The sequence below is a fragment of the Silvibacterium bohemicum genome (genome assembly GCF_001006305.1).
GTDB classification, from domain to species: domain Bacteria; phylum Acidobacteriota; class Terriglobia; order Terriglobales; family Acidobacteriaceae; genus Silvibacterium; species Silvibacterium bohemicum.
In genome coordinates this window covers 241,836-260,693 of sequence record NZ_LBHJ01000004.1, presented here as the reverse complement: position 1 = coordinate 260,693, position 18,858 = coordinate 241,836, and the positions used below count along the sequence as shown (strand labels likewise).

20 protein-coding genes are annotated in these 18,858 nt (G+C 59.4%); 8 read left to right on the top strand and 12 right to left on the bottom strand.

Annotated features, from left to right (window positions below; translation table 11 throughout):
- Positions 1-35: 35 nt before the first annotated feature.
- On the bottom strand, positions 36-347 hold the full coding sequence (locus XX99_RS11780; protein ID WP_050059592.1) for a hypothetical protein: 312 nt from the start codon (positions 345-347) through the stop codon (positions 36-38).
- Between the two features lie 223 nt (positions 348-570).
- Between XX99_RS11780 and XX99_RS11775 the strand changes: the two genes are divergently transcribed.
- Complete coding sequence (locus XX99_RS11775) at positions 571-1,197, top strand: trimeric intracellular cation channel family protein (RefSeq protein WP_050059591.1); 627 nt, start codon at positions 571-573, stop codon at positions 1,195-1,197.
- A 2-nt stretch (positions 1,198-1,199) separates the two neighbouring features.
- Here the strand turns inward: XX99_RS11775 and XX99_RS11770 are convergent, their stop codons facing one another.
- Together XX99_RS11770 and XX99_RS11765 are read right to left on the bottom strand one after the other, a co-directional pair.
- Positions 1,200-1,982, bottom strand: coding sequence for an ABC transporter permease (locus XX99_RS11770; protein ID WP_050059590.1), 783 nt, complete (start codon positions 1,980-1,982; stop codon positions 1,200-1,202).
- The gene (locus XX99_RS11765; protein WP_231581294.1) at positions 1,975-2,667 is read right to left on the bottom strand and encodes an ABC transporter ATP-binding protein; all 693 of its coding nucleotides are present in this window, start codon (positions 2,665-2,667) and stop codon (positions 1,975-1,977) included. The genes XX99_RS11770 and XX99_RS11765 overlap by 8 nt, the downstream gene beginning before the upstream one ends.
- 98 nt (positions 2,668-2,765) lie before the next feature.
- Here XX99_RS11765 and XX99_RS11760 point away from each other — a divergent pair, with 98 nt between their 5' ends.
- The 4 genes from XX99_RS11760 (at position 2,766) to XX99_RS11745 (ending at position 6,459) form a co-directional block, all read left to right on the top strand.
- Positions 2,766-3,431 carry a DUF4142 domain-containing protein gene (locus XX99_RS11760; protein ID WP_050059589.1) on the top strand — a complete coding sequence of 222 codons (666 nt, stop codon included), beginning with the start codon at positions 2,766-2,768 and terminating at the stop codon, positions 3,429-3,431.
- An 80-nt stretch (positions 3,432-3,511) separates the two neighbouring features.
- Positions 3,512-4,282 (top strand): TPM domain-containing protein, encoded by a 771-nt coding sequence (locus XX99_RS11755; RefSeq protein ID WP_231581292.1) that lies wholly within the window; start codon positions 3,512-3,514, stop codon positions 4,280-4,282.
- Between the two features lie 42 nt (positions 4,283-4,324).
- On the top strand, positions 4,325-4,906 hold the full coding sequence (locus XX99_RS11750; protein WP_311732232.1) for a LemA family protein: 582 nt from the start codon (positions 4,325-4,327) through the stop codon (positions 4,904-4,906).
- A gap of 170 nt (positions 4,907-5,076) precedes the next feature.
- On the top strand, positions 5,077-6,459 hold the full coding sequence (locus XX99_RS11745) for an HD-GYP domain-containing protein (RefSeq protein WP_184084893.1): 1,383 nt from the start codon (positions 5,077-5,079) through the stop codon (positions 6,457-6,459).
- 134 nt (positions 6,460-6,593) lie between these two features.
- On the opposite strand, the gene XX99_RS11740 is transcribed toward XX99_RS11745, so the two are convergent.
- The 3 genes from XX99_RS11740 to XX99_RS11730 all read right to left on the bottom strand — a co-directional run bounded on the left by XX99_RS11740 (position 6,594) and on the right by XX99_RS11730 (position 9,169).
- Positions 6,594-6,944 (bottom strand): STAS domain-containing protein, encoded by a 351-nt coding sequence (locus XX99_RS11740; protein ID WP_050059586.1) that lies wholly within the window; start codon positions 6,942-6,944, stop codon positions 6,594-6,596.
- Positions 6,945-6,957: 13 nt separating this feature from the next.
- Positions 6,958-7,422 carry an ATP-binding protein gene (locus XX99_RS11735; protein ID WP_050059585.1) on the bottom strand — a complete coding sequence of 155 codons (465 nt, stop codon included), beginning with the start codon at positions 7,420-7,422 and terminating at the stop codon, positions 6,958-6,960.
- Between the two features lie 208 nt (positions 7,423-7,630).
- The gene (locus tag XX99_RS11730) at positions 7,631-9,169 is read right to left on the bottom strand and encodes an APC family permease (RefSeq protein ID WP_231581291.1); all 1,539 of its coding nucleotides are present in this window, start codon (positions 9,167-9,169) and stop codon (positions 7,631-7,633) included.
- A gap of 20 nt (positions 9,170-9,189) precedes the next feature.
- On the opposite strand from XX99_RS11730, the gene XX99_RS11725 reads away from it, so the two are divergent.
- Together XX99_RS11725 and XX99_RS11720 are read left to right on the top strand one after the other, a co-directional pair.
- The gene (locus XX99_RS11725) at positions 9,190-10,488 is read left to right on the top strand and encodes a magnesium transporter MgtE N-terminal domain-containing protein (RefSeq protein ID WP_050059584.1); all 1,299 of its coding nucleotides are present in this window, start codon (positions 9,190-9,192) and stop codon (positions 10,486-10,488) included.
- Positions 10,489-10,561: 73 nt separating this feature from the next.
- The gene (locus tag XX99_RS11720; RefSeq protein ID WP_050059583.1) at positions 10,562-11,803 is read left to right on the top strand and encodes an Nramp family divalent metal transporter; all 1,242 of its coding nucleotides are present in this window, start codon (positions 10,562-10,564) and stop codon (positions 11,801-11,803) included.
- Positions 11,804-11,837: 34 nt separating this feature from the next.
- Here the strand turns inward: XX99_RS11720 and XX99_RS11715 are convergent, their stop codons facing one another.
- The 5 genes from XX99_RS11715 to XX99_RS11695 all read right to left on the bottom strand — a co-directional run bounded on the left by XX99_RS11715 (position 11,838) and on the right by XX99_RS11695 (position 17,291).
- Complete coding sequence (locus XX99_RS11715) at positions 11,838-12,299, bottom strand: (deoxy)nucleoside triphosphate pyrophosphohydrolase (RefSeq protein ID WP_082125509.1); 462 nt, start codon at positions 12,297-12,299, stop codon at positions 11,838-11,840.
- Positions 12,280-13,095 carry an ABC transporter substrate-binding protein gene (locus XX99_RS11710; protein ID WP_050059582.1) on the bottom strand — a complete coding sequence of 272 codons (816 nt, stop codon included), beginning with the start codon at positions 13,093-13,095 and terminating at the stop codon, positions 12,280-12,282. The genes XX99_RS11715 and XX99_RS11710 overlap by 20 nt, the downstream gene beginning before the upstream one ends.
- Before the next feature lie 139 nt (positions 13,096-13,234).
- Positions 13,235-15,505 carry a TonB-dependent receptor gene (locus XX99_RS11705; RefSeq protein WP_082125508.1) on the bottom strand — a complete coding sequence of 757 codons (2,271 nt, stop codon included), beginning with the start codon at positions 15,503-15,505 and terminating at the stop codon, positions 13,235-13,237.
- Positions 15,506-15,646: 141 nt separating this feature from the next.
- A complete protein-coding gene (locus XX99_RS11700) occupies positions 15,647-16,036 on the bottom strand; it encodes a DUF2946 family protein (RefSeq protein WP_231581289.1) in 390 nt (129 codons plus the stop codon).
- Between the two features lie 97 nt (positions 16,037-16,133).
- Positions 16,134-17,291, bottom strand: coding sequence for a VWA domain-containing protein (locus XX99_RS11695; RefSeq protein WP_050059579.1), 1,158 nt, complete (start codon positions 17,289-17,291; stop codon positions 16,134-16,136).
- A gap of 244 nt (positions 17,292-17,535) precedes the next feature.
- Between XX99_RS11695 and XX99_RS11690 the strand changes: the two genes are divergently transcribed.
- Positions 17,536-18,297 carry a CAP domain-containing protein gene (locus tag XX99_RS11690; protein ID WP_050059578.1) on the top strand — a complete coding sequence of 254 codons (762 nt, stop codon included), beginning with the start codon at positions 17,536-17,538 and terminating at the stop codon, positions 18,295-18,297.
- Here the strand turns inward: XX99_RS11690 and XX99_RS11685 are convergent.
- Positions 18,294-18,848 (bottom strand): carboxymuconolactone decarboxylase family protein, encoded by a 555-nt coding sequence (locus XX99_RS11685; protein ID WP_050059577.1) that lies wholly within the window; start codon positions 18,846-18,848, stop codon positions 18,294-18,296. The genes XX99_RS11690 and XX99_RS11685 overlap by 4 nt on opposite strands.
- Positions 18,849-18,858: the final 10 nt, after the last annotated feature.

Below are 18,858 nucleotides of genomic sequence, written 5' to 3'. Positions count from 1 at the left end.
CTGCTGAATTGTGAATTTGAGAAAGGCTGCTTTGACTAGGCGAAAGCAGATTCAGCAGGCGGAGGACGGCAGGAAAGCTTGAAGAAGAACCGTCGATGCGGCAGCGCCAATGCCGGTTCGGAAGTGAGAACGGCGACCGGCAGGCTGACCAGATCCAGTTGTACCGAGGGCGCAATCTGGATGACATGATGCGCCGTGACGCACAGCGAGCAGTCGTGATCCGGTTCACCGGACGGGTGACTGTGAGCCACCTGGACGACGCTGCTGGCCAGCACGAGCGCAATGCAAACGATTCCCAGCAGTGCGAGCCAGGAGCGTGAGCGCGGTCGTGCGTAAAAAACGGACATTTAACAGGACTATAACGTAGTTTGTCGAGGCAAACAACGCGGGGCGGGTAAGTTCCCGGAGTATGGACCAGCTCAGCGGTGCTAGTTGTGAAGTCTCGACGGACAGACAGTCCATCGGAAAACTATGTGGGTGGGGCATTGCGACACTTGTCTGCGAGTTCACAGCCGCCTGCCCGCCACGGGTCGACGTTACAATTCAGGGGCATAACTAAAAGGAGAACATATGCTTAGGCCGAAGGCGGATGCCCTTCTGCTGGCCCTGGATTTTGCCGGAACCTTCCTTTTCGCCATCGAGGGCGGAATGGCCGCTGCGCGGGGGCATCTCGATCTGCTCGGCGCGGCGGTGCTGGCGTTCGCGACGGCGCTAGGCGGAGGCATCATTCGCGACGTGCTGATTGGAGCGATCCCACCCAACTCCATTCGCGACTGGCGCTATGCGTCCATCGCGTTTGCCGGAGCGGCGACGGCGTTTTTCTTTCACTCCGTGGTCCAGGAGCTGCCCGCTTCGCTGCTCGTCCTGCTGGATGCCGCGGGTCTGAGCCTCTTTGCCGTGGCCGGCGCAGAAAAAGCGCTCAATTTCGAGATCCATCCTCTGATAGCGATCCTGATGGGCGGCATCACCGGCGTCGGCGGGGGCACAATCCGAGATCTGCTGCTGGCCCAGGTGCCGACGGTTCTGCGCGCTGACGTCTACGCGACCGCAGCTCTCGCCGGAGCTGCGGTCGTCGTCTTAGGACTCAAGATGAAACTGCCGCGTGCACCCGTAGCCATTGCCGGGGCGATCGTCTGCTTCTTCTTGCGCATGGTGAGCGTGTGGCTGCATTGGAATCTGCCTAAGGTTGGCGGCTGACTTTACCCGCGCAGTAAGAGTTGATCCTGCGGAGAAAAGACTCTTCGGGTGATCAGGTAGCTGGTCACCAGGCAGGAGAGCCCGGCTGACGAAAAGATAGTCGTCAGCACTACGAATTGATAAAGCGCGCCGTACAGCGGCGACTGCCCGGAGAGCACGATGCCCGCCATCAGGCCGGGAATCCACACGATGCCGAGCGAGCGCAGGTTGTCGATGGAGGGAATGAGGCTGGCACGAAATGCCGCCTGCAGGTAACGGCCGACTGCGGTGTCGGCGGTAGCTCCGAGCGCCAGAGCCGATTCGATCTCGCCGATATGCGCCAGGATCTCTCCGCGAAAGCGATCGAGAAACATGGATTGCGTATTCATGGTGTTAGCGATCACCATGCTTCCCACCGGAACCAGGATCGAGATGCGCATCGGGATGACGCCGAGCGCAATCATGAGTCCCAGAATGCTTCCGGCGCCGGCCGTGATGGAGGCCAGGGCGAGCGTATAAACACGCGGAATCTTGCCGGCGCGCTTGCGCACGATGGAAGCTGCGGCAATCGCCATGCCCGCCAGTACGAAAATCGCGGTCCACTGCGGGCCGCGCAGCAGGAAAGCCAGAATCGTGCCGACCGCAATGATTTGGAGCAGGCCGCGCAGCTCGGCGACAAAGACCTCGGTCACCAGGTTCGGAGCGCGCCGGCGAACCAGAAGAATGACCAGCGCCGCGATCAGAGCTGCGATGAGGCATTGCACCGCGCCTCGCTCCATTTGATTGGGAAACCAGCGCTCAAGCATGAAGGATCTCCCCCGGCGTGCCGATGGCTTCGACCTCGCCGGCGCGGAGGGCAAGTACTCGATTGGCCATGGCGCGAGCCTGATCGAGGCTGTGCGTGACCCAAACACAAGTGAGCCGGCGTTCGCGGATGAGCGAAGCCAGAAGGCTCTGAACGCCGTCGCGGGAGACTTCGTCGAGCGCGGAAGTAGGCTCGTCCAGCAGCAGGACCTCAGGCTCATTTGCGAGCGCGCGGGTGATGGCGACGCGCTGCGCTTCGCCTCCCGATAAAGTCAGCGCATCGCGCGAGGCGTAGCCCTCCAATCCGACGCGTGCCAGCAAGTCATCAACCTGCTGCGGGTTCATGGTCTTGCCCTGCTGCGCGGGACCGAAGACGATATTTTCCGAAACTGTGCCGGGAAAGAGATATGCGCGCTGCATCACCATGCCGATGCACCGCCTCAGCTGGAGGACCGGCATCTCCCGGTAATCGCGTCCGTGAAGATAAACCGATCCCTGCGTGGGCTCGTTCAGCCTGTTGAGCAGACGCAGCAGCGTACTCTTGCCCGCGCCACTAGGTCCTATCACTGCAAGGACTTCCGCCTGTTGCAGGGTGAAGCTGACATTCCGTAGCAACAAACGATGTTGAGGCGAAGGCAACTCGCGGCCGAGGTTGCGGCATTCCAAGATGTATCGGGTAGAGTTCACAGGCCTGATCGCAACGACGGCGAGAATCGTAGTTTACATGCTGGGTGAGGTCGCTTCCCCGGCAACGTGCAAAAGCAACGAGCAATGGGAGATTCGAGATGAATTCAAAGAGAATCAGAAGTGGATTCGCCGTTTTCGCAGGAACGGCATTGCTGAGCGGAGCCACGCTTTTCGCGCAGATGGCTCCCGGCGGCGGCGCCCAACAGCAGCAGCCGACCTCCCCGGGCGCTACCGGCTCTGCGAACAATCCGGGCATGGGAACCGATGCCACGCAACAAAATGCCGCAGCCGGCAACGCCATGCAGGATAAGGATTTCGTTCACAGCGCACTCCAGGGAGGCATGGCCGAGGTCCAACTAGGACAACTAGCCGCGCAAAAAGGTTCGAGCGATGACGTGAAGCAGTTCGGCCAGAAAATGGTTGACGATCACACCAAGCTCGGCGAACAGATGAAGCAGGTCGCTCAACAACTAGGCGTCAATCCGCCGAAAGAGGTCTCGAAGAAGGATAAACAGCTGATGGCCAAGTTACAGGGGCTGTCCGGACAGCAGTTCGACGACGCGTACATCGCCGCGATGGTGAAGGATCATAAAAAGGATAGCGACGAATTCAAGGGCGAAATCGCACAGACTCAGAATCCGGCACTCAAGCAGGTTGCCCAGCAGGGCGATCAGGTGATCGAGCAGCATCTGCAGATGATCGAGCAGATCGCAAAGAGCCATAATCTGGTCAACGATAAAGGAAAGCTGGTCTCTGGCCAGTAGAGGACATTCGATCTCCTCTATAACGGCGTTCCTCGCGGGACGCCGTTTCTGTGTCTACTGAAGCGGGTAGAATGAGCACGATGGTAAGAAAGATTGCATTTCGCGGCGTCTTTGCGCTGCTGGCATGTTTTGCCACCGTTTTTGCATTCGCGGAGCCGGTCAAGAGCCTGCCCCGGCCGACAGACTATGTCAGCGACCTGGCCCATGTCATGTCTCCCGAGGTCAAGCAGCGGATCAACCTGCTCTGCGGCCAAGTGGATCACCAGGCCCACGCTCAGATTGCGGTGGTCACCATTCACTCGACGGATGGCGAACCGATTCAACAGTATGCCGTCGATCTCGAAGACGCCTGGGGCGTAGGTCCGAAGAAGTCAGACCGCGGCGTCATCATTCTCCTGGCGGTCAACGACCGCAAGCGCTGGATAGCGACCGGGTATGGCCTGGAAGGCATCCTGCCGGATGCCCGGGTAGGCGACATCGGCCGGCAGATGGTTCCGTATCTGCGTGCTAACGACTTCGACGGCGCGGTCACGGCAGCCGTCAATCCGATATCCCAGATCATCGCGACCGACGCCGGTATCACGTTGACTCCGCTCGGCCGCCGGTCACAGCAGCCGCAGCAGATTCACATCAGCCTGTTCCACATCATCGTCTTCGGGATCTTCCTGATTCTGGTGCTTGTCTTCCTGGTGCGGACGGGAGGATCGGGTCTTATCGGCTTTCTGCTGGGAATGTTTCTCGGCGGAGGTGGTCGCGGCGGCGGGGGTGGTGACGGCGACGGTGGAGGCAGCGGCTTCGGCGGATTTGGCGGTGGAAGCACGGGCGGCGGCGGTGCTGGCGGCGATTGGTAAGATAACGATACTCAAAGGTTTGGAAATCGGGAGAACGATACGATGATGCGTCGCGGCTTGTGGGTTGGAATCGGTATTGTGGCGGTGCTGCTGATCATAGTGCTGATGGTCTTCGGCAGCTATGTCAGCGCCAAGAATCAGATGGTTGCGAAACAGGAGGCGGTGCGCGCCCAGTGGTCACAGGTAGACGTCGTCCTGCAGCGGCGGGCTGACCTGATCCCGAACCTGGTGGCGACGGTCAAGGGTTATGCGACGCACGAAGAGAAGGTCTTCGATGATATCGCGAGCGCACGTTCGGCGTTATTGAACGCCCATGATCCTCAAGGAAAGATCCAGGCCAATGGCCAGCTGGATGGGGCTCTCGGACGGCTACTGGCGTTGTCGGAAAGCTATCCGAATCTCAAGGCCAACGAAAATTTCCTGCAGCTGCAGGACCAACTGGAAGGCACGGAAAACCGCATCGCTGTAGAACGGCGCCGGTATAACCAGACCTTGCAGGACTACAACACCTTCATCCGCCAATTTCCCAACAGCATCTGGGCGGGGATGGCAGGCTTCCAGCCGAACAATGCCTACTTCGAGGCCAGCGAGGCGTCGAAGACAGCCCCAACGGTCAAGTTCTAACTAGAAGATCGAAAACAGCACTATCGAAGCCCGAGGCCTTTGCCTCGGGCTTTTTCTTTTAAATCATTTTTGACGCGGTAGCAGGAGATTCCTTTTATCCCACCATCGAGCCATTTTTGCGCCTCCTGCCCGATGCTAGTCTGCCCTATATATCCCTAGAAATGGCTTCCGTGAGCGCGAAAACGTTAATAGAAGCACCTTATTTATGGCAGCCGCCGCCCGCCGAAGGGTCTAGCATCTCGCTGTCTGAAATCGTGTCGGCGCTCTCTCTGGCTTTGGATCTGACCGAGGGCGCGGTGCCCGGACACGCGTTGCGCAGCTGCGTGATTGGCATGAAGCTTGCCAAAGAGCTGGGTCTGACCTCCGACGAGCGAAAGTCCCTCTACTACGCGCTCCTTTTGAAGGACTCGGGCTGCAGCAGCAACGCCGCGAGGATGTGCGAGATCGTCGGCGGAGACGACCGGGAGATCAAACGCCGCATCAAGCTCGAAGACTGGACCAAAGTGTCCATGGGAACCCTCTCGGTGTTGTGGAAGAACGTGTTGCCCAACGCCAACCCTGTCGCGCGTGCCTTGCGTATTGCCGAAATGGGTATCCATCAACACCGCAACAATGAAGAGGTGATCCAGCTGCGCTGCGATCGCGGCGCGCAGATCGCTCTCAAGATCGGTTTGGGAGAAACCACGGCCAATGCCATCCGTCATCTCGACGAGCATTGGGACGGCGGCGGTTATCCGGGCAGCCTGCGCAGGGACGAAATCCCGCTGGCGTCGCGGATCATGTCGCTGGCACAGAATCTGGATGTCTTCGCCACCGATCGGGGACCGGAGACGGCAGTTCGCGTGGCGCGAGAGCGCAGCGGCCGCTGGTTCGACCCAGAGCTGGTGATGGCGGCCGAGTCGCTCCATCACGCTGGAAATCTGTGGTGCGAACGAAGCGCCGAAGAGGATCGCTGGGAAGTGCTGGATCTCGCCCCGGAGGCCGGAGCGACGACCGCCTCGCAGGTGGACAGAGTTTGCGAAGCCTTTGCTGACGTAGTGGACGCCAAGTCGTCATTCACTTACCGTCACTCGATCGGAGTGACCCGCGCCGCCGTCAAGATCGCGGTGCAATTGGGATTGGCTCCCGAGAGGCAGAAGCTGGTATGGCGTGCCGCTCTGCTGCATGATGTAGGCAAGCTGGCTGTTTCCAACACCATCCTGGACAAGCCAGGAAAGCTCACTGCCGAGGAATGGCAGTCTGTGCGCCAGCATCCGATACACACCCAGAAGATCCTGGAAAGGATCGAGCCCTTCATCGAACTGGCCGCAGTAGCCAGCCGGCACCACGAGCGATTGGACGGCAGCGGGTATCCGAACGGCTTCACCGCAGAACAGCTTCCGCTCGAGGCCCGCATCATAGCTGTCGCCGACGTCTACGGCGCACTCTCCGAGGATCGGCCCTACCGCGCTAGCCTCAGCGACGAAGAGGTCTTCGCCATCATGAGCAAGGATGTCCCAGCCAAGCTGGACCCCATCTGCTTCGAGGCTCTGCGCGCCGCTCTCTTCCGCTAGCCTTGCGCAAAACTGAAAAGCCGCTCCGCGATGACATTGCGTGGAGCGGCTCTTTCGTACTGAATGACGGTCCGGATCTGGCTCGGAATCTGTCGGGATCGGGAGGAGGCTGATCCCTATGTCGAACGAAAGGATCAGGCGCGGGTGTAAGACGCGATGGCGCTGGCTTCGTCGTCCTTGACGTCGAAGACGGTATAAAGCTTCGTGATCTGGAGGAGATCATGAACCTTTTTGGTCAGGTTCAAGAGCTTCAGTTCGCCGCCCTGGTTGCGAACGGTGGTGTAGGCGCTGACCAGTTCGCCGATCCCCGAGCTATCGATGTAATTCACATCGGCGAGGTTCAGCAGGATGTACTTCGAACCCTTGGCCAACAGATCTCTGACGGAGTCGCGCAATTGCACACTGCCCTCACCGAGGGTGATGCGTCCGCTGAGATCAAGAATGGTGATGCCGTCAACCTGACGGGTAGATACCTTCATACTCACGTAAAGTCCCTCCTTAGCTGCCTGTTTGAGCTGTCCCCAGATGTTTAATGAGCGTCATTTCAGTTCCGGGATGTAATTGCTTGAAGTGTACCTCATCCATGAAGGAGCGAATGAGGAAGATGCCGCGGCCGGAGCCACGCAGAAGATTTTCCGGTGCAAGAGGATCAGGCAGGGTGGCGGGATCCAGGCCTTTGCCCTGATCGGCAATGCGGATGACCAGCGATTCTCCGGTGTTTTCGAAGGATGCCGTGATGCGCTTGTCAGGGTCGTACGAGTTGCCATGCAGCACGGCGTTGACGGCTGCCTCGCGCACCGCCATGGTGATCTTGAAGATTTCGTCTTCGTCGATCCCGGCCTTCTTGGCCATCTGCTCGGCGGTCTGTTCCACCTTGTTCACGCTGTCCAGCGAGGACTCGAGTGTGTAAGTGATCCGGCTTGCCTGTTGTCCCGTCAAGTGCTCTTCCTCGCGATGCGGCATGACGTCCTTATTTGGTTAAAACCAAACCAGCCCGTACGAGGCAGTTTGCTTGCTGGGGGCGCTAATGTCAAGCAAGTGTTGATCTAGGCTGCCGCTGGCTTCATTCAAACCAATAAGTTTTTCATAAAAGTAATGCGGCGCAAGCACGCTCTCACCCCATCCAGACCCGAGCCGTTTCAATCAGCATCACCCGATGCTGATTGGCGGTTTAACTGGGCAGCGCTTTCACTTCTTCCCGCACGATGCGTTTGCGTCGCAGGTAAAACAACGTGCCGATGAAATTGCTGACGAGGGTCGTACCGAGGATTTTGGCGGCGTAGGCCTTGGCGTTGATCACGTCGACGAATGGATAGGCTGATATCAAAAGGCTGAACAGAGTGGCGCAGAAACCGACGGCCGAGAGCACCTTGAGCGATGTCGATAACCGCCGTCGAAGCGTGGCGGCTCCTGCTAGCGGTATGGCGAACATGGCCAGATAGGCCAGCTCGTAGTGGGTTGAACTGGCGTTGGCGAGCAGCTGGAACGCCTCCTGCGCATGAACGCCGATGCTGGCCACCACGGCCAGCAAAAAAACCAGGGCGGCGGTGCAGAGGATGGAATTCGACGGCGTCTTCCAGCGCGGGTGCAGGCGCGTGAACCAGGCGGGAACGAGATCGTCCCAGCCCGCGGCCATGGGCAGGCGGGTGATGCCGGTGAAGATGTAGCTGGAGGCTCCGATCAGCCGCAGTTCGAGAAGAAAAATCGCAGTGATCGCGACGGCGCTGCCGATGCCGGTGTTGCCCAGCGCGATGCGCAGGGTCTGCGGAATAGGCGCGATGAAGTCGATATGGCCGGGCCGGCTGAAGGCCAGCACCGAGCCGGTTCCCAGAATGAACATGGCGCAGATGATGGGTGAGGAGATCCAGACGGATCGGCCGATGCTGCGCGCCGGATGCTTGCTCTCCCCAGCCAGGATGGCGATGTATTCCAGGCCGCACTGCGCTCCGAAGATCATCTGCCCGAAGAGAGCGAGAGAACGCAGATCGCGCGATGGAAGCTGGATGGCGAAAGGCGTCCAGTGAATCGGCATTTGGCGGGAAAGCGCCCATACCGGCAGCAGGATCAAAGCGGCGAAGACGATGAGGATCGCGATGCCGCCGATGTTGTGGATCCACTTGCCGATTTCGAGGCCGCGCAGCGCGGAGACGGTGATGCCGGCGATCATGACGGTGACAATGGCCAGGGACGCGAGATGATTCTCCGGCAGCCATGCGGTTGAGGGGCCGGCCAGATAAGCGATCTCTGTAGGCGTCGCGTAGAGGATTGTCGCGGTGACGGCGATCCCATAGACCCAGATATTCCATGCGGTGAGGAAGCCGATGAGATCGCCGAATGCCTGGTGTGCCCAGACATAGAGGCCGCCCTCGAGCGGCATCTCACGATTCAGGCCGATGACGGCTGCGGCCATCGGCACATAGAAAATCAGCATGGCTGCGACCCAGGTCACCGTCTGAGCGCGGCCCAGGCCGGCCGCGACTCCGACCCAGGAGCTGCCTACGACACAGAGGATTTGTGTGAGCACAAGGTCGCGCAGGCCGAGCTGCCGGTGGAGGCGGTGCTCAGCCGCGGAAGAGGTAGGAAGAACTTCGGACATGGTTCGGAAATAGTCGCATAGATTGAGCGCAGCCCATCGGAAAATGCGCAGCGAAACGTTATAGACTTCATCGGAGACAGCGGGTGGAAGCAGCCCGCAAATGACCTTCGCCAAGGAGTAGGGAAACCGCAAAGATGCATGAAAAACAGCCCACGACGACTCTTACCTCGCTGATGGGGACGCCGGTCACCGACGTTCACGGCAAGCTGCGCGGAAAAGTGGCGGACTTAGCTGTGGGCACGGGAAGCGACGCCGGCAAGGTGTTAGGGCTGGTGTTGAAATCCCGGCATGGGCGAGAGCTGGTAGCTGCGACAGAAGTTCGCCAGACGCCAAGCGGCACACTCGAGCTGCGGCCCGAAGCCGGGCTGCGTCCGCTTCGCGGTGACGAGAACTACATTTTGTTGCGCCAGGACCTGCTCGATCGCCAGATCATCGATGTACACGGGCGCAAAGTGGTGCGCGTCAACGATGTCGACCTGCAGTGGTTTGCCGCGGATGCAGTCGCCGGCGATGTCTCAATCGATAGCGGTTCGCGGAGTGGCGCGGTCGAAGACCTGAGGGTGCGCGAGGTCGAAGTTGGCCTGCGCGGTGCAGTGCGGCGGATCTTCCAGGGTGCATTGCCGAAGGCGACCATCGATTCCCTGGCTCGAAAGGTGCCCGCCCGGGTAATCCCATGGGATTTCGTCGACATGATCGAAGTCGACCCCGCCCGCCGCGTGAAGCTGAACATCGAGCACGAACGCCTGGCGCAGCTCCATCCTTCCGACATTGCCGACATCCTCGAGGACCTGGCTCCAGCAGAGCGCGAGGCCATCCTGACCACACTCGATGAAGAGGTTGCGGCCGAGGCGCTGGAAGAGGTCGAACCGAAGCTGCAGAAATCGATGATGGAGTCGCTGGATTCGGAGACTGCTGCGGGCATCGTCGAGGAGATGGACCCATCGGCTGCGGCCGATCTGCTCGCCGAGCTGCCGGAGGCGCGCTCCGAGGCCATTCTCGAGGAGATGGATCCGGAAGACCGGCAAGAGGTCGAAGAGCTGCTGGAGTTCCGCGAGAACTCGGCCGCCGGGCGCATGACCACGGAGTATGTCTCGGTGCCGAACACGGCTATCGTGGGCGATGCGATTCAGGCTCTTCGGGAGTTTGAAGGTGACATCGAAACTATTACCGAGGTGTACTTGCTCGATGCGGAAGAAGTACTCAAAGGAGTAGTTCCTCTAGCCCGCATCGTGCTGGCATTGCCCGAGAGCCGCTTGGAAGTCTTGTCGGAATCTCGTTTCATCACCTGCCCGGCCGACGCGCATCAGGACCGGGTCGCGGATCTTTTCGATCGCTATAACTTGCGGGCGCTGCCCATTTTGGATAGCAAAGGAAGGCTCGCCGGCGTGATCGAGGCCGATCACGTAATTGCCTTCCTCAGAGCAGGCAGATAACGCCGGTCTCTGGTATGTTCGGCTGAGGAACTCCGCTCAAAATTCAATTGAAGAGATTGATGTCACCCTACCCATGCTCAAGCGCTGGCGAATCCGGATTCTGCTGTTCCTCGCCGTGCTGGGGCCAGGTTTCATCACCGCCAATGTAGACAACGATCCCAACGGCATCCTCACCTACTCGCAGGCCGGCGCGCAGTACGGCTACGAGCTGCTGTGGACGATGATTCCCATCACGCTGTCGCTCTATGTCGTGCAGGAGATGTGCGCGCGCATGGGCGCGGTGACGGGCAAAGGGCTGAGCGACCTCATCCGCGAGGAGTTCGGGCTGCGCATCACGGTGATCGTGATGTTCCTGCTGGTGCTGGTCAATTTCGGCAATGTCATCGGCGAATTCGCGGGTATCGCCGAGAGCCTGGAACTGTTCGGGCTGAGTAAATATATTTCCGTGCCCATCTGCAGCACGCTGGTGTGGCTGCTGGCGGTGAGGGGTGACTACAAGAAAGTAGAAAAGGTCTTTCTCGCGGCCTCCGTCTTTTACGTTAGCTACATCATCGCCGGAGTGCTCTCGCAGCCCAGCTGGCACACGGCCCTGGTGGATACGGTCAAGCTTCCGGCGCGATCGACCTGGCAGAATCACGAATACCTGTATGTGGTCATCGCGGTCATCGGCACAACCATCGCGCCCTGGATGCAGTTTTACCTGCAGTCCTCCATCGTAGAGAAGGGTGTCACCGCAAAGAACTACGCGGCTTCGCGGCTGGATGTGATCGTTGGCTCGATCTTCACCGATGTGGTGGCGTGGTTCATCATCGTGGCCTGCGCGGCAACGCTTTACGTCCATGGCATAGGCTCGATCCGCTCAGCGGCAGACGCGGCACAGGCCATGAAGCCGCTCGCCGGAGCTTATTCCTTCCTGCTTTTCGCCGTGGGCCTCTTCAACGCCTCGTTCTTTGCCGCGTCGGTGCTACCGCTTTCTACAGCCTACGTAGTCTGCGAGGGCTTGGGGTTGGAGTCTGGCGTCGACCGTAAGTTCAAAGAAGCGCCGATCTTTTACTGGCTCTATACCATCCTGATCGCCGGGGGCGCTGCGGTGGTGCTCATCCCCAACTTCCCGCTCATCAAGTGGTCTGTTGAATCGCAGGTGCTGAACGGAATTCTGCTGCCGATCGTGATTGTTCTGATGCTGCTGTTGATCAATCGCAAGGACTTGATGGGTGAGCATGTGAACTCCCGCTGGTTCAATGCCATCGCATGGCTGACAGCAATTGTGGTCAGCATCCTGTCAGTGATGCTGATGCTGCACAGCAGCCACTGATAGACCGCCTGCACCCTAAACCCTATCCCCTATTTCAAAGCAACTTGCCCGCGGCCAAATCGCGAATGAGATTGCGGTCGGCGGCGAGAAAGTCGTAAGACGTCAGCTCTCGCAAGGCTACCCAGCGCACATCGTGGAAGATGCGATTGGTCACTTCGCCGCGAAAGGCGTGAACCGCAAAAAATTGCAGGTCAACCGCGCCGCCGCTGCGATAGGTGTGGCGAGTGCGAGCTACGCGCGAGCCAACTTCTGCGGCAATGCCCAGCTCCTCATCCAGCTCCCGGGCCAGAGCCTGTTCGGCGCTCTCGCCGGCTTCGATCTTGCCGCCGGGGAACTCCCATTTGAGCGCCATGGGTTGATCGGGACGCCGCTGGCAGATCAGAACTTCTTCTCCGCGCAGAATCAGACCCGCTGCGACAAAGCGCACCGTCTTGACGCCGTTTTGGGAGACCAGTTCTTCCACCGTATTTAAGAGTTTAGACTCCTGCTGGCACATGTGGCTCAATCTGCCGTCCGAAAGCCGTTGTGATAGTACCAAATACGTCAGGATGGATGGCTTGAGCCAGCGCTTGGAGGCCTTCCAGAAGATTGGGGCCGGGAGTGTTCAGCAGCTCATCCGCAATGCAGTAGACGCGGCGATTCTGAACGGCATCTAACTGCTCCCAGCCGCGCTGCTGAACGATCTTCTCCAGCGGAACCCTGTCTCCCGCTCCGCACCACGCCGCCAGAAATATATCGGGATTGGCCTCCGCGATGGCTTCCGGCTGGGTATGGGTGCCGGGCTCGCCGAGAAAAATCCCACCCGCCGCCTCGACGAGTTCCTTGACCCAAAGCTGGGAGTGGATGAGCGGCTTGCCCCACTCTTCGCAGTAGACGACCGGCTTGGACTCGATCCCGGCTGTGCGCGCACGCACTCCGGCGACGGCCGACTCCATCTCCGTAACCAGAGCCTCGCCGCGAGATGTCGCATCGACCACTGAGGCGATCAGGCGAATGTCCTGGTAGATGTCCGCAAGCGAGTGCGGCGCCAGGGCCAGCACGGGCCGGCCGGAGCGGAGAATTGCCGCCAGCGACTCCTGGCGATAGGGAACCGAGGCGACGATCAGGTCGGCCGCGACCGGCATCAACTCGTCCGCGCGGGTCGACCAGGAATCGTGAACGATGGCCAGGTTACGCTCCCGGAGTGCGGGAACGGCATCGAGACAATACCGGGTGCAGGCGGTCAGCGAGTCGAGAGCGCCCAGCCGATCCAGAATGAGGCTGATGCTGGGCTGCAGGGAGATGATCTTCATGCTTGCGTCGACGCCGCATGGACAACCGGCGCTCCTGCTCTATTTTGCCGCATGTCCCCGGCAGCGCGTCTCAGTAAGCACGAAAACGCCCGAGCCCATCCCTTCCGAGGAGGCCGGGAAGGATGGGACTGCCAGCACTTCAGAAATGAAAGCGGTAACGGACCTCCCCATAAATCTCGCGCGGGTCATTGTAATGGAAGCCGCCGAAGGTGAGGCTGTTGTCCAGCAGTACGCGGGTATTCGCAATATTCAGAGCACTCACCGAGGCCGTGAACTTCTCGCCAAATTTCCGTCCGAGCGAAAGGTCCGCCGTAGTGTGTTCCGGCAAATAGTTTCCATTGAAAGGCGATGGAGGATCGGGAAAGCCATTCGAGAATCCCGATCCGTAGTACACGTTGAACGATCCGAAGATGTTGTAAGGTAGGTTTCCATTGAGGCCCACATTGAGCGTATTGCGCTGGTCGTGATCGAGGGGCGTGTAGTTGTTGTCCGGAGCGCACGCCGGTGAATTGGCCGGCGCGCAGATGAGGCCTCCAGTAATGGCTCCGCGCTGCTGGGCTATCTGGTTCGAATAGGCCAGGTGGAATTGGCCGTAGTGCCAGACCCGCGGCGAATGCAGCGTCAGCTCCCATGCCTGAATGAGCGCTCCATTGACAGTGACCGGAATGAAGATGCTGGATTCACCGACATTGCTGTGGTCGAGGAAGTTGTTGGCGCGAGTCTGGAAGGTGTCGGCATCGAGCAGCCACCCGCGCCAGGGAATCTGCAGGCCAAACTGATGCTCTTCATCGCGCTCTCCGTGCAGCGGAACGAAACCGGTATTAGTGCTGTTCGCAAATTGAAGGAGCGATCCTGAAATGCTGGTGAGTGGCGGCGGCTGATAGAAGTGCCCATAAAAGCCGCGCAGCACCCAGTGAAGTTTTGGGATGAGAATCGTTGCGCCGATGCGTGGGTAGGTCGCGTTGTCGGTAATGGCCGCCTGGAAGTGGGTCTGGCGCATGCCTCCGATGAGCGTGAGCCACGAAGCCGCATGATAATTGTCTTCAACCCAGGCCTCTTCGACTCCGCCTCCGACGATCTGCCGCTCCGAGAAGTTATTGAAGCTGGCATCATTGAACACCGCTCCGAAGAGATCGTTCTCGCGCTGGCCATAGCCGTAGATGCCGCCGCTGAGCGAGTTCTTCGCGACGATGGTGGAGAGAGAGGCCTGACCGCCTTCGTAGTTGCCGGTCTGGTCAGAAGTCGTAGCGGCAGGGAAGTCGTTGGCCTGCGGCTCGTACTGCGCACGGTTGAAGTGATAAAACGGCGAAACGTTCAGCAGGGTGTTGGGGCTGTAAGTGTGCACCCAGGTGAGCGCGGTGTAACCATCCGTCTCATGTTCCCCATCGCGAAGACCGCTCGAGTTATAGAGCTGGTTCTGCCAGTCGTTCACGTTCGGATCGTAGGGAATCTGATAGTAGTTGCGCGAGAGCTGCGTCACCAGGCGAAATTGGTTTGCCGGATCATGGTTGTAGATGAACGATCCGAAGCCGCCATAGCCATTTTCGGCATCGTGAATAGGCTGTTCGATGGGCGGCTGCAGCCCATAGTTGCTGCGATTGCCGTTGGCGCTGGCAAACCAAGCAAATTTCTCGGTGTGATCGCCGAAGCTGACCTGATCGTTGGTCTGGTAGTAATTGCCGAGCGTCATTACCAGCTCGCCCTGGCGGTTGCGCTCGAATCCGCTGCGCGGGACGACGTCGAAGATACCGTAAGTGCGGTCGCCCTCGTCCGCGCCATAGCTGCCGCGATTCACCTGGAGATAATCGATGTCTTTGGGATCGATCTGCGGTCCGACATTGCTGGCGATGTTCGTGTTCGGAATGTTGACGCCATCGATGAGCCAGCTCACCTGGTGACCGCCGCGCATGTGCAGCATGTCATGCGTAACATAGGCACCGGGAACGTAGTCGGTAATCATGGCGAGGCTGTTGGTGCGATCCGCGCCTGGGGTGCGGGCAATATCTTCTCGGCTGATCAGCGTCTCCGGCGTGAACGAATCGGGGTTCGCAGCCAACGCCGTGCCCGTCACTGTCATCGACTGCTCCACGGCTGCTATCGACAGTTGGATATGGAGCACCGCTCCCGAGGACGATTCGACGGTGAGGCCCTCCTCAATGGGCTGATATCCCTTTTCATGGATGGAAATCAGGTAGTCGCCGGGCGTGAGCGAGACGAAGTAGAACTCTCCCTCGCGATTGGTTGTGGTCTCCGCATGAAAGTCGGAGTGTGCGGAACGAACCACTACATTTGCTCCGCCAATGGGACGATGACTGGGATCGTGGATCACTCCATCGATCCTTCCGAAGATTGCGGCAGCGGCAAGGCCGGCCGAGAAAAACAATAAAGCAATCCATGCGAGTCTTCGCATCGAAAACAACCCTCCGCCGCCAGCAGCGCGGCTCTCGTATCTAGAACAGTTACAAATTCCGGAATATGAACCGGCTCACGCCGCTATCTGATCGTCAAAAACAGGAACGGATAGAAACGGAGCGGAGATTCCGCGTAATGCCTAGGAGAGAAGGGAAGGAGGGCCGCGCTTTTGGCGCGCGCGATCGAAAGAGATTCTGCGCCGCGCCTCCGTCTGCGGAGAGACGGCCGTGTGCTTTGCAACTCCGGCGTAAATAGCCGCCGCTGTAGACGGGGCGAAAGATGGCAGCACCACGATGGACAGCGTTGCAGGCAAGAAAGGGCACTTCTCGCCGATAGCGCCGACGCCCTTGTCCTTCGTCGATTGCTCAGCCGTCATCGCGCACTGATGCTTCCCGCCTCTGCGGCAGCAGGCAGGAAGGCTCGCCGCCAGATCTCCTGCTCCAAACAGCGCGGAGACAAGAGGCAGCAGGAACAGCATCAGCATCGGGATGGCAAGCAGGCGGCGCACTGGAGTTCTCGCTTCGAGCATACATCAACGAGATCGGAGCAAGGACCAACCAGCTTCTGTCATGCAGATCGGACTGCGACGGCGTCAAACAAACCGCCGCCGGCTTGAGCTCCCGCCTTTACTGCTCCGAGTAATATCCCTGCCGGGTCTGGACGTATAGATCTTTCTTCTTCGCGGTCAGCGTGATGCGATGGTAGCCGCCCCCGGCAACCGACTTGTCCGGCGTGTAGCCGAGAACGTACTGGCTGCGTAGTTCCTCCGCAATGGAGGTATAGATCTGCTCGGTATTTTCCTTCTTGCTTACCTCGAACATGTGTCCGCCGGTCTCGCCGCAAATCTGCTCGAGAACCTTCTTGCCATCGACATTCGACTTTGCCGGCTGAGGCTGGCCACCGCGGCCGCCTCCTGGATATCCACCCCCTCCGGGATATCCTCCTCCGCCCCCAGGCCATCCACCACCGCCCATGCCGCCGCGCCGGCCGGGAAAGCCGCTGTTGTTGTCGTGCTGTTCCTGGCCCTTGAAGTAGATCGCGTAGATAATCGTGTCGGCGCGCTGCGCGGATTCGATTGCAGTATGCAGCGTCTCCTTGCTGCCGCGGTCCACGCCGTCGGTAAGGATGATGAGCGCTTTGCGCCCCTTCTCCTTGCTCAACAGCTCGTCTGAGGCTAGATAGATCGAGTCATACAACATCGTTCCACCGCCGCCTGCCCGCCGATGGTTCGAATTCTGGTCGGAGCTGTCGTCTCCGTTCGACGAACCGCTGTTCGATCCGTTGTTGAACTGGGGCGCGCCCAGCCGGTCGATGGCGTGGCGGAGCGTGTCTTTATTCGACGTGGGATCAGCCAACAGATCCACCTCGCGGTCGAACTGAATCAAGAATGCACGGTCCTTATCCGTTGTCAGCATCTGGTCGAGGAAGTGATCGCTGGCCGTGCGCTCGTCGTCGAGCACGTTGCGCTGGCTCATGCTGGTGTCGACCAGCAGTCCCATGGTCAGGGGGAGATTCGTGTCGTGGTTGAAATATTTGATGGCCTGCGGATGGTTGTCGTCCTGCAGATCGAAGTCGTCCTTGGTCAGGTTGGAAACGATTGCGCCATGCTTATCGCGGACGGTCACGGCCATGGTGACCACATTGACGTCGACGTGCATGGTGGTCGTGGGAGGGTTTTGCGCCGCGTCGGCGGCGGGGGGCTTAGCCTCTTGAGCTGTTGCCAAAGGCAAGGTGGAAGCAAGGAGCAGGGGCGCCGTCAGCCAGAAGTTCTTCAATACAGTCATAGAAAGGGTATTCCCTGGATTTTGCGCGGAAGCGAAGTATGCGCAGGAGGTTAGACGAGAGAAGCCGGGTCGAAGCTGCAGGTTGATCGCAATCGATTTCAGCCTCAGATGAGCCTCGCAATCGAAATGCCCCGAATTTGGTTCTTACCGTCTACAGGTTCAGCAAATCCGAAAAAAGAATCGATGGAGGCATTTTACCTGGCGATTTCAGAATCTAAGATCGGGAAGCAGAAAGGACAGAACAATGCTCGTACGCGAAAAACTCGGGATTGCCGCAGTAGCCGTTGCTCTTGCGACGATGAACATGCAGTCCCCGGCGCAGACCGACGATAAGGCGCAGCAGATTTTGAACCTCACCAACCAGGATCGCGCCGCGCATGGACTGCAGCCGTTGAAATGGGAGGCATCCCTGGCTGCAGCCGCGGAGACGCACACCGAGCGCATGGCCAACGAGAGGACCTTGTCCCACCAGTATCCCGGCGAACCCGATCCTTCCGCGCGCGCGGCGCAGGCAGGAGCGCATTTCCAGGCCATCGCAGAAAATACGGCCATGGGCCCGAGCCCGGCAGGTATCGAGAAGCAGTGGATGAATTCGGTCCCGCACCGGACCAACATCCTCGACCCCCAGATGAACGCGATTGGGATCGGAGTGGTGGAGCGAGGCGGATATCTCTTCGCAACGGAAGATTTCGCGAATGGAGCTCAAAGCCTGAGCAAAGACCAGATCGAAGACAAAGTTGGTGCTCTCCTTCACGACCAGAACATCGACCCCTCCGGCCCGCGCGATCAGGCGGAGCAAGCCTGCGCGTCCGGCAGCGGCATGCCGCAAGGCGGTGCAGCCCGCGCCATCGTGCGCTTTCAGACATCGGACCTGAAGCAGCTGCCGTCACAGGTGGCGCAGCAGCTGAGGTCAGGGAACTATACCAAAGCCGCGGTGGGATCATGCTCTCCGGGGCCGGGCGAAGGCAGCTTCACCAGCTATCGTGTCGCGGTGCTGCTCTATTAAGCTCCTTGACCCGGCTTGGTCGGCTCCATCTGCAAGGCGTTGTTGAAGCGGTTGAAGTAGTTGAAGATGCCGATGGATGCCATCAACTCCACTACTTCGCCCTCATCGTAAAAGCTGCGCAGGCGCTCCATGAACTCATCGGAAATATGGTTGGAGTCCAGCGTCATCTGCTCGGCCAGGCTCAGAGCGGTCTTCTCGGCGGGAGTAAAGTCGGATCGGGATTCATAGTTTTCCAGATCCTCGATCTGCTCCTTCGACCAGCCTAGTTTGAGAGCAATCTGGCTGTGAGAGGCGAGGCAGTATTCGCAGCGATTGATCTGCGAGGTGCGGACAATGACCAGCTCCTTGAGCTTGACCGGTAGTGTTCCTGTATTGAGGACGGCCTCGAAGTGCGCAATCATCGTCGCCAGGATCTCCGGCCGGTGCGCCATGGTGCGGAACATATTGGGAACGTTGCCGCGAGTGCGCATATAGCGGTCATAAATTTCGGATACAGGCGCCGGGGCATCCGTACGGGCAACGCGGGAGAGACGAGGTGCAGTCTTCAACATGAATTCCTCC